Genomic DNA, 7875 nt, shown 5'->3' with positions numbered 1-7875 from the left:
AATCTTTTCTGCGGCTTCGATGTTCGTCAGACTGTTCATAGGCCGCAGGCGCTTTCGGAATTCCTTTATCATCCGTTATGGACATAACTGTAGATGCTATAAGACTTGATAATAACTTTGACATTTTGAGTATTAAAGTAGAGTGGGGAACTAAGGAAACTAAACAATCGAATAACATTGCGAGATTAGCAAATTTGTTTAGAAATGAAGGAATTATTACACGTGAGCAAATGAGTTATTTACGCAGTCTACGTGACGAAATTCGCGTTATTATACGTGATGGTCAAGACGAAGTAGTCAAGGAATTGAAAGATATTAGTGCCGACAAGTTAGAGGAACTAAAAAAGACAATCCATGAAAAATATAATCAGGGTACAAATTAGTAATCTAAGATCGGTAACGGAATAGAGATTTACTCTATTCCGTTACTTGTAAGAAATTAGGTGACTTACATGGGACATATTGATGCAAACGAGATTCTAAAGCTTGGAATGAGTCACAAATATCGTAACAGAAAAACAGGATATGAGTAACTTCAATAAAGAAGACTACTTTAACTATTGGATTAAAACGTTTGAACAACGTTTATCCGATCGATACATACAGCTTAGGAAAATGATACGATATCCTTAGATTTAGATGAACCGCTTCGTTCGAAGCGGTTTTTTTGTTATGGGGGCATTACGGCAAGAAGACTTCCGATTGTTGTTAAGCAATTTGCCAATGTGCTATAATCTCAATATTACTACAAGTGTAGTTCTAACATATAAACTACACTTGTAGTAATTAAAACGAAAGAAAAGAAGGGAATAGGATGGGCCTTATTAAAAAGAAAAAAAGAAGAATCATTCCTTACGTTGTAGTGGCAATGATCATTCTAGCGGGTGTTGGAAGTATTCTTTTTTACTTATTTATGCTTAAGGATGATAGCAGGCAAGTGCGGGAAGCAGCGTACCATTTTATTAGCATATTAGAGAATAAGGACTATGAGAAATTAGGGGATGTGCTCGCTAAACAATCCTATTCATCGTTAGATTATACGTTGGAAGAAGTAATAAATAAATATGAGCGAATTTACAATGGAATCGGTATTCACGACATTCGTGCGTCCAATATCCGGATTGAAAAAATATCTAATAAGGAGCAGGAACTTTCCTATCAATTAAGCTTCACTACTCCTTTAGGCAAATTAGAGCATTTGGATTACCGGACACAGATCATAAAGGAAGATGGACTCTATATGGTGAAATGGGATCCATCCTTAATCTTTCCTGGAATGGAGGGGAAGGACAAGGTGGAATTCCATTATTGGAAAGCCGAGCGTGGAGAAATTAAAGATCACCGCGGCAATGGATTAGCCGTAAATGAAGATTTTAAAGAGGCCGGAATTGTGCCGAAAGACTTGTCTCAGGGGAATGAGAAAGAAGAAAGGATTCAAAACATAAGCCAACAATTGAATATCCCGGTTGAAGAAATCGAGCAAAAATTAAATCAAGGCTGGGTGAAGGATGATTTATTCGTCCCTATAAAAATAATTGAATCCGATAAAGCGGAAGTGATTCCCGGCATCTCCTACCGGACGATAAAACAACGTTATTATCCTTTAAAAGAAGCGGCAGCTCATTTAATCGGCTATGTCGGAAAAGTAACCAAGGAAGATTTAGATAAAAACCATGATTTAACGGAGGACGATATCATTGGCAAGGCGGGGTTAGAAAGAGCTTTTGATAAAGAGCTGCGAGGAAAAGATGGAGGAGAAATCATCATTGTCGGTGAGAACGGTGAAAGAAAGCAAGAAATTCAAAAGCAAGAAAAGGCAGATGGGGAAACGATCCAACTGACCATTGATCGATATATCCAGTTGGAAGCATTCAGGCATTTAAAGGGAAAACCCGGCGCCACCATCGTGATGAATCCTAAAGATGGAGGGCTCTATGCGGTCGTTAGTTCCCCTTCGTATGATCCGAATAAAATGGTACAAGGGATATCCCTGGAGGAATACGATGCGTATGCCGGTGATGAGAACAAGCCTTTTATATCAAGATTTGCTATAGGGTATGCGCCCGGCTCCACGTTTAAGACAATCACGTCCAGTATCGGCCTTGATGCTCAGGTGACGTATCCTGATAAGCTTAGAGAAATCAATGGCTTAAGCTGGCAAAAGGACAAGTCTTGGGGCGGATATTCAATTACTCGTGTATCTGATGTACAGAATGTGGATATGAGAAAAGCGCTCATCTACTCTGACAATATTTATTTTGCACAGGAAGCTTTGGAAATGGGGGAAGAAGTGTTTAGAGATGGGCTAAACAAGTTTATTTTCGGAGAAGAATTCGATTTGCCAATCGCCATGAAGCCGGCCAAAATTTCTAATCAGCCGGAATTTAAGTCGGAAATACTCTTGGCCGATACGGCCTATGGCCAAGGAGAATTGTTGATTTCGCCGATTCAGCAAGCGGCGATGTATTCCGTTTTTCAAAATGAAGGAACAATCGTTTATCCGAGATTGTTAGTGAATGATAAGCTAAAAGTAAAATCAGCGATAACGGCTTCCACCGCAAATGAAATGAAAAAGTGGCTGGAAGAAGTAGTAAAGGATCCGAACGGAACGGCCCATCTTTTGTACAACCCGAAATTTCAATTAGCTGCTAAAACGGGAACGGCAGAACTGAAGATGCAGCAAGGAGAACAAGGAGATGAGAACAGCTTTTTACTTGCCTTTGATACGGAACAAGCTTCCTTTCTCCTCCTTTCATTGGTAGAGCATTATACGGCGGGAAGCTCCGCAACGCAGCTGAATAAATCATTTATAGAGGATTTATATCAATATTTGGATGAATAAGCATTTACGCTTTAAGCCATGGCCCCGACTTGCTATAATAAATACTACAAGTGTAAAAGCAGGAGGGTCAAGATTGAAAGAGATCCCGCAAATATCTGAAGCAGAATATGAGGTCATGAAGGTTGTATGGAAATACGAGCCGATATCCACTCCCGAGGTGGTAGAAAAGGTATCCAAAAAAATTGACTGGAAGCCGAATACTATTCAAACCATGCTTACACGCCTGGTCAAGAAAAAAGCACTGCAAACGCGAAAGCAAGGGAGAGTGTTTGTATACACGTCCCTTATTGATGAACATGAATATGTTGAGCAGAAGAGCAAATTATTTCTCAAACAGTTTTTCGGCGGTGCATTAAATTCCATGGTTTTAAATTTTATTGAAAATGACCAGCTATCCAAGGAAGATATTTCCGAACTAAAGAAAATATTATCTGAGAGGGACACGAAAGAAGGGGAAAAATAATGGATGCCTTTATACTCCGTTTCTGGATAAGTACATTTGTGGTATCCGTCCTTGTTTTAATGATCCTCTTGACGAAAAAAATACTATATAGACATATATCTAAAAAAACACACTATAGCATTTGGTATTTTCTTTTCATCTTGCCTGTTACGGCTCTTCTTCCTTCGGATTTATTCCGGTTAGGAGAAATGTATCAGCGGATAAAAAACTCCTTCCGGGAACAGGGAGGCACTGTATTTAAGGATGGAGAATTAAGTGGATATAGTGACTTCCAGGCACCTGGCAAAACTTTACTGCAGGATTTTGCAATATCTGTGGATAAATCGACGCCGGATTTTGTTTTCTATACTTTTTTTGGTGTTTGGGTCACGGGCCTGCTCATTTGTATGGGTGTGGCGGTATATGCAATCTACCAGCTTAATCGAATGAAAAAATCAGCCGTTACCATTAAGAACCCGGAAATAAATGAATTATTGGAGAAATGCAAGGAGACGGTCGGGGTACGGAAGAAGATCATCTTACTGGAAAGCTCATGGATTACCTCTCCTATTACGCTTGGGTTATGGCAGCCATATATATTGTTACCCAAGAATATTCAGGAAGTCTTTTCATTTAACGAATTAAAATATGTGTTTTTGCACGAATTAAGCCATCAAAAAAGTAAGGACGTATTAGTGAATTATGGAATGTGGCTGCTGCAAATAATATATTGGTTTAACCCATTAATATGGTATGCCGTAAGAAGAATGCGGTTAGACCGGGAATTGGCTTGTGATGCATCTGTATTAAGATTATTGGATGAGAACGGATATATAGAATACGGACACACGATTATTCATTTTGCCGATAGAACGGCTCGGCCTTACCGTCAGTTTGCCTCGGGGATGGGGGGAACACAACAACAAATTAAACAAAGAATTCGAAGTATAGCCGATTATTCCGGGGATTCGCCGCTATTCAAATGGACAAGCAAAGGGATTTGTGTAGTTCTAGCCATTTTCGTTTTACTTCTTGCTCCGCTCACTTCTGTTATAGCCGGTTCTGATGAGGTGTATCATTTTAGCGGAAATAATACGGTTTATGAAGATTTAAGCCCTTATTTTGAAGGCTACACCGGCAGCTTTGTTTTGTATGATCCTTCTAATGAACACTATCAAATCTATAATCGGGAAATGAGCGAACGGAGAATTTCACCTAACAGCACGTATAAAATTTATTCGGCTTTGTTTGCCTTAGAGGAAAATATCATTTCTCCAAATAACGATGAGCAGGCTTGGGATGGAACCGTCTATCCCTATGAAGAATGGAATACGGATCAAGATTTATCTACGGCCATGAGTCGTTCGGTCAATTGGTATTTCCAAAGCTTTGACCAAAAAATGGGGAGGGAAAAACTACAAGCCTATATTGGCCAAATAAAATATGGAAACGAGAATCTATCAGGGCAATTGGACCGTTATTGGATGGAATCTTCATTGAAGATCTCGCCGATTGAACAAGTGGAGCTATTGAACGCATTAGAGGAAAACGCATTTGGCTTTAAAGAGGAAAGTATTCGAGCTGTAAAAAAGTCGATTTTCATTAGTGAGCAGGAAAGCGGTCGGCTGTACGGTAAGACGGGTACGGGGATGATCAATGGGAAGAATGTTAATGGCTGGTTTATTGGCTTTGTAGAGCAAGACGATCATACTTATTATTTCGCAAGTGCTATTCAAAATAAGAATGGACAAGCAAATGGAAGCAAAGCGGCGGAAATCGCCATCCGAATACTGCAGGATAAACAGATTTATTAATGCAGCCCATGAGCAGGAAGCAGTATTTTATGTAACCATGATGCCGAAAAATTCAAGGGAGGAACTAACATGGCCAAAAGTAGTGAAACCAGCAACAAGAAGGAGCTGTCACCGGAAGAACGAGAAGGATTACTCAAAACATTGAAAGCCCGTTTCGAGAAAAACATGAACCGACATGAAGGTTTGGAATGGGCTGACGTACAAGCAAAGCTCGAAGCTTCTCCTGAAAAACTGTGGTCGCTCCATGAAATGGAGACGACCGGCGGCGAACCGGATGTTGTTGGACATGATGACAGGACGGGCGAATACATTTTCTATGATTGTTCGGCGGAAAGTCCTAAAGGCCGCAGAAGTATTTGTTACGACCGTGAAGCGTTGGAGTCGAGGAAGGAACATAAACCGAAAAATAATGCCGTTGATATGGCAGCCGATATGGGCATTGAGCTTCTAACGGAAGAACAATACCGGGAGCTTCAGAAGCTTGGAAGCTTCGATACGAAAACATCGAGCTGGGTTCAAACACCTGCCAATATTAGAAAGCTCGGCGGGGCAATCTTTTGTGATCGCCGCTACGACACGGTCTTTGTATACCACAACGGAGCAGAATCCTATTATGCTGCAAGGGGATTCCGCGGCTCGCTACGGGTCTAAACAAGAACGCCAGGATATTTTCCTTTTCTGAACAATTAGAAGATACGAATAATAAAGACGGTTTTCATCGCCAGTTTTCGGGATGAGGGCCGTTTTTTTCTTTATTAAGCAGGCACCTTTAATCCGGGAAGTCGTCCCCAACTTCAAACCGCTTAAGCTTTTGCCGGCAGAAAACAAGTATTCATCCATTGTACAAGCAGAGATTACCAGAAATATATATCAAAAAAATATGTTTACACATTATATTATTTTGATATAATAAAAACGATCAAAAGAATAAGGAGGAATTATGCTATGTTCAAGAGTGGCAATGTGACGGTGATGGTAGCGGATATGAAAAAGGCGGTACAATTTTACATCGAGACTCTGGGATTGGAGCTGCAGCACGAAGGGGATGGGCATTTTGCACAGATCGCAGCACCGGGATTGACGATCGGACTCCTGCATTTGGCCGGAGAACAAGGTTCGGAGCCGGTAAAATCGGGGAGCATGTCCATTGGGCTTGAGGTAGAAGAAATGGGGTCAGCCATCGCGACACTGAAATCCCGCGGCGTAGATTTCCATGATGCTGTGGATGGCAAAGCGGCCCAAGTCGTACACTTCAGCGATCCTGACGGCAATACTCTCTACTTGGTTTGCAATCGTTAAGCCAATGAGAGAAAAAGAGACAGCGCAAGGGAGCCTCCGCCCGGCCCCGAAAACCAACGTTAACCTGGTCGTCGCCGGACTGCTGGCGGCGATGTTTATTGGCGCGTTGGACGCGACCGTCGTCGCCACCGCCACGCCGCATATGATCACGGATTTGCATGGCGAGACCCTGTTCAGTTGGGTGTTCGCGGTTTATACGTTGACCACCTGCGTGGCGACGCCCATTTTCGGCAAGTTGGCCGATTTGTTCGGGCGCAAAGCCGTGTTCGCGGCCGGCATCGGTTTATTCGTGCTCGGTTCCATATTGTGCGGGGCGGCACAGTCGATTGCGGAACTCATTTGGTTCCGGGCCTTGCAAGGATTCGGTGCCGGGGCGTTGGCCCCCGTATGCTTTACGATTATCGGCGATTTGTTCTCGGGCAAGCAGCGCGGCAAAATGATGGGGGTCTTCTCGTCCGTCTGGTCCGTGGCAGGCCTTCTCGGTCCGCTAATCGGGGGCTATTTCGTCGATCAGGTGTCGTGGCGCTGGATATTCTACATCAACGTGCCGATCGGCGCCGCCTCCCTGCTGCTGGTCATCGTATTTTTGCATCAACCGATCGAGCGCCGGGCGAAAAAAATCGATTACCTCGGTGCTCTCATCTTTACTATCTCCTTCTCCGCGCTGCTGTATGCACTGCTGAGCGGCGGGTCCGACCATTCGTGGGATTCCCCGTTGATTGTGGGGCTGTTCGCGGCGTCCGCCATATTATTCATGTTGTTCCTATGGATTGAAAAACGGGCGGAGGAGCCGATGATGCCGTTGTCGATTTTCCGCATCCGCGTATTGAACGTGATCAATTTCAGCGGTTTTCTGACGTTCAGCATCACGACGGGGCTGACGGTTTACTCGCCGATCTGGATTCAGTCCGTGCTCGGAAATTCTGCGACAAGCTCCGGCCTGATCGTTATGCCGATGTCGCTGGCCTGGCCGCTCGCTTCCAACATCGCCGGCAGGCTCATGTACCGAATCGGGGTGAAGGCATCGATTGTATTCGGTTCTTCTCTCGTAGTGGCCGGCTCCATCTGGCTTATTGCGCTTCAGATGAACTCGCCTTACGTATACTGGATTGGTATCCTTGTTCTAATCGGGCTGGGGATGGGCTTCGTTGCGACACCCTCGACCGTTGCCGTGCAATCGGTCGTCGGCTGGGAACAACGGGGGGTCGCCAACGCTTCCAGCATGCTGTTGAGGGCGATGGGCCAAACGGTCGGCATCGCGGTGTTCGGCACGATTTACAACCAGCATGTGACAACGCTTGGCTCCAAAACGGAGCTGGTTGCCGGTATGCATGCCGTTTTTCTGCTCATATGCGGTATTGCGGTTGCGAACCTGCTCGCCGTGCAGCTACTGCCGAAACACCGCAATGTGATGGTGCAGCAGACGTCGGCGTGATAGTGGAGAGAACGATAGGCCGGGATCGGCCGCAAACGACTGG

General features: G+C 44.0%; 7 protein-coding genes. All 7 read left to right on the top strand.

Going from position 1 to position 7875, the window contains the following annotated elements:
- Window positions 1–77 precede the first annotated feature (77 nt).
- The 7 genes from FS806_RS26155 to FS806_RS11755 all read left to right on the top strand — a co-directional run bounded on the left by FS806_RS26155 (window position 78) and on the right by FS806_RS11755 (window position 7832).
- Window positions 78–383 carry a hypothetical protein gene (locus FS806_RS26155; protein ID WP_222126645.1) on the top strand — a complete coding sequence of 102 codons (306 nt, stop codon included), beginning with the start codon at window positions 78–80 and terminating at the stop codon, window positions 381–383.
- Window positions 384–814: 431 nt separating this feature from the next.
- Window positions 815–2842 carry a penicillin-binding protein PBP4(5) gene (pbp4, locus tag FS806_RS11780; RefSeq protein ID WP_144936261.1) on the top strand — a complete coding sequence of 676 codons (2028 nt, stop codon included), beginning with the start codon at window positions 815–817 and terminating at the stop codon, window positions 2840–2842.
- 73 nt (window positions 2843–2915) lie between these two features.
- Window positions 2916–3305, top strand: coding sequence for a BlaI/MecI/CopY family transcriptional regulator (locus FS806_RS11775; protein WP_144936258.1), 390 nt, complete (start codon window positions 2916–2918; stop codon window positions 3303–3305).
- Window positions 3305–5098 carry a BlaR1 family beta-lactam sensor/signal transducer gene (locus FS806_RS11770; RefSeq protein ID WP_144936255.1) on the top strand — a complete coding sequence of 598 codons (1794 nt, stop codon included), beginning with the start codon at window positions 3305–3307 and terminating at the stop codon, window positions 5096–5098. The genes FS806_RS11775 and FS806_RS11770 overlap by 1 nt, the downstream gene beginning before the upstream one ends.
- Window positions 5099–5167: 69 nt before the next feature.
- On the top strand, window positions 5168–5749 hold the full coding sequence (locus tag FS806_RS11765) for a DUF4256 domain-containing protein (protein ID WP_144936252.1): 582 nt from the start codon (window positions 5168–5170) through the stop codon (window positions 5747–5749).
- 294 nt (window positions 5750–6043) lie between these two features.
- Window positions 6044–6397: a VOC family protein gene (locus tag FS806_RS11760; RefSeq protein WP_144936250.1), complete on the top strand. Its 354-nt coding sequence runs from the start codon at window positions 6044–6046 to the stop codon at window positions 6395–6397.
- Between the two features lie 4 nt (window positions 6398–6401).
- Window positions 6402–7832, top strand: coding sequence for an MDR family MFS transporter (locus FS806_RS11755; RefSeq protein WP_144936248.1), 1431 nt, complete (start codon window positions 6402–6404; stop codon window positions 7830–7832).
- Window positions 7833–7875: the final 43 nt, after the last annotated feature.

This window comes from Paenibacillus sp. 32O-W (genome assembly GCF_007679495.1).
Taxonomy (GTDB): Bacteria; Bacillota; Bacilli; order Paenibacillales; family NBRC-103111; genus Paenibacillus_L; species Paenibacillus_L residui.
Note: the sequence above shows the minus strand (reverse complement) of the source record. Positions and strands in the feature narration are given on the sequence as shown.